The organism is Pseudomonas sp. GL-B-26, from assembly GCF_019947405.1.
Lineage (GTDB): Bacteria > Pseudomonadota > Gammaproteobacteria > Pseudomonadales > Pseudomonadaceae > Aquipseudomonas.
In genome coordinates, this window is sequence record NZ_JAGYGJ010000093.1 from 1 (window position 1) to 3,046 (window position 3,046).

The 3,046-nt window shown below is 51.6% G+C and carries 1 rRNA gene; it reads right to left on the reverse strand.

Annotated elements, in window-relative coordinates:
• Positions 1-29: 29 nt before the first annotated feature.
• Positions 30-2,920, reverse strand: a 23S ribosomal RNA gene (locus KGB23_RS29960).
• Positions 2,921-3,046: the final 126 nt, after the last annotated feature.

The following is a 3,046-nucleotide window of genomic DNA, read 5'->3' on the forward strand; positions in this document are numbered from 1 at the left end:
TTCAGGTCAGCAAATTGCTTGGGTGTTATATGGTCAAGCCTCACGGGCAATTAGTATTGGTTAGCTCAACGCCTCACAGCGCTTACACACCCAACCTATCAACGTCGTAGTCTTCGACGGCCCTTCAGGGGACTCAAGGTCCCAGTGAGATCTCATCTTGAGGCTAGTTTCCCGCTTAGATGCTTTCAGCGGTTATCTATTCCGAACATAGCTACCCGGCAATGCCACTGGCGTGACAACCGGAACACCAGAGGTTCGTCCACTCCGGTCCTCTCGTACTAGGAGCAGCCCCTCTCAAATCTCAAACGTCCACGGCAGATAGGGACCGAACTGTCTCACGACGTTCTAAACCCAGCTCGCGTACCACTTTAAATGGCGAACAGCCATACCCTTGGGACCGGCTTCAGCCCCAGGATGTGATGAGCCGACATCGAGGTGCCAAACACCGCCGTCGATATGAACTCTTGGGCGGTATCAGCCTGTTATCCCCGGAGTACCTTTTATCCGTTGAGCGATGGCCCTTCCATACAGAACCACCGGATCACTAAGACCTACTTTCGTACCTGCTCGACGTGTCTGTCTCGCAGTCAAGCGCGCTTTTGCCTTTATACTCTACGACCGATTTCCGACCGGTCTGAGCGCACCTTCGTACTCCTCCGTTACTCTTTAGGAGGAGACCGCCCCAGTCAAACTACCCACCATACACTGTCCTCGATCCGGATAACGGACCTGAGTTAGAACCTCAAAGTTGCCAGGGTGGTATTTCAAGGTTGGCTCCACGCGAACTGGCGTCCACGCTTCAAAGCCTCCCACCTATCCTACACAAGCAAATTCAAAGTCCAGTGCAAAGCTATAGTAAAGGTTCACGGGGTCTTTCCGTCTAGCCGCGGATACACTGCATCTTCACAGCGATTTCAATTTCACTGAGTCTCGGGTGGAGACAGCGCCGCCATCGTTACGCCATTCGTGCAGGTCGGAACTTACCCGACAAGGAATTTCGCTACCTTAGGACCGTTATAGTTACGGCCGCCGTTTACCGGGGCTTCGATCAAGAGCTTCGCGTTAGCTAACCCCATCAATTAACCTTCCGGCACCGGGCAGGCGTCACACCCTATACGTCCACTTTCGTGTTTGCAGAGTGCTGTGTTTTTAATAAACAGTCGCAGCGGCCTGGTATCTTCGACCGGCATGGGCTTACGCAGTAAATGCTTCACCCTCACCGGCGCACCTTCTCCCGAAGTTACGGTGCCATTTTGCCTAGTTCCTTCACCCGAGTTCTCTCAAGCGCCTTGGTATTCTCTACCCAACCACCTGTGTCGGTTTGGGGTACGGTTCCTGGTTACCTGAAGCTTAGAAGCTTTTCTTGGAAGCATGGCATCAACCACTTCGTCACCCAAAGGGTAACTCGTCATCAGCTCTCGGCCTTGGAATCCCGGATTTACCTAAGATTCCAGCCTACCACCTTAAACTTGGACAACCAACGCCAAGCTGGCCTAGCCTTCTCCGTCCCTCCATCGCAATAACCAGAAGTACAGGAATATTAACCTGTTTTCCATCGACTACGCTTTTCAGCCTCGCCTTAGGGACCGACTAACCCTGCGTCGATTAACGTTGCGCAGGAAACCTTGGTCTTTCGGCGTGGGTGTTTTTCACACCCATTGTCGTTACTCATGTCAGCATTCGCACTTCTGATACCTCCAGCAAGCTTCTCAACTCACCTTCACAGGCTTACAGAACGCTCCTCTACCGCATCACCTAAGTGATACCCGTAGCTTCGGTGTATGGTTTGAGCCCCGTTACATCTTCCGCGCAGGCCGACTCGACTAGTGAGCTATTACGCTTTCTTTAAAGGGTGGCTGCTTCTAAGCCAACCTCCTAGCTGTCTAAGCCTTCCCACATCGTTTCCCACTTAACCATAACTTTGGGACCTTAGCTGACGGTCTGGGTTGTTTCCCTTTTCACGACGGACGTTAGCACCCGCCGTGTGTCTCCCATGCTCGGCACTTGTAGGTATTCGGAGTTTGCATCGGTTTGGTAAGTCGGGATGACCCCCTAGCCGAAACAGTGCTCTACCCCCTACAGTGATACATGAGGCGCTACCTAAATAGCTTTCGAGGAGAACCAGCTATCTCCGAGCTTGATTAGCCTTTCACTCCGATCCACAGGTCATCCGCTAACTTTTCAACGGTAGTCGGTTCGGTCCTCCAGTTAGTGTTACCCAACCTTCAACCTGCCCATGGATAGATCGCCCGGTTTCGGGTCTATTCCCAGCGACTAGACGCCCTATTAAGACTCGCTTTCGCTACGCCTCCCCTATTCGGTTAAGCTCGCCACTGAAAATAAGTCGCTGACCCATTATACAAAAGGTACGCAGTCACCCAACAAGTGGGCTCCCACTGCTTGTACGCATACGGTTTCAGGATCTATTTCACTCCCCTCTCCGGGGTTCTTTTCGCCTTTCCCTCACGGTACTAGTTCACTATCGGTCAGTCAGTAGTATTTAGCCTTGGAGGATGGTCCCCCCATATTCAGACAAAGTTTCTCGTGCTCCGTCCTACTCGATTTCATGACCAAGAGATTTTCGCGTACAGGGCTATCACCCACTATGGCCGCACTTTCCAGAGCGTTCCGCTAATCTCAAAGCCACTTAAGGGCTAGTCCCCGTTCGCTCGCCACTACTAAGGGAATCTCGGTTGATTTCTTTTCCTCAGGGTACTTAGATGTTTCAGTTCCCCTGGTTCGCCTCTTAAGCCTATGTATTCAGCTTAAGATAACCATCTTATGATGGCTGGGTTCCCCCATTCAGACATCTCCGGATCAAAGTCTGTTTGCCGACTCCCCGAAGCTTTTCGCAGGCTACCACGTCTTTCATCGCCTCTGACTGCCAAGGCATCCACCGTATGCGCTTCTTCACTTGACCATATAACCCCAAGCAATCTGGTTATACTGTGAAGACGACATTCGCCGAAAATTCGCATGCATTGCTCAATTAAGAGCTACTCACAAATTTTACCTTAGCCTGATCCGTTACCAGTGAAAGTAACGT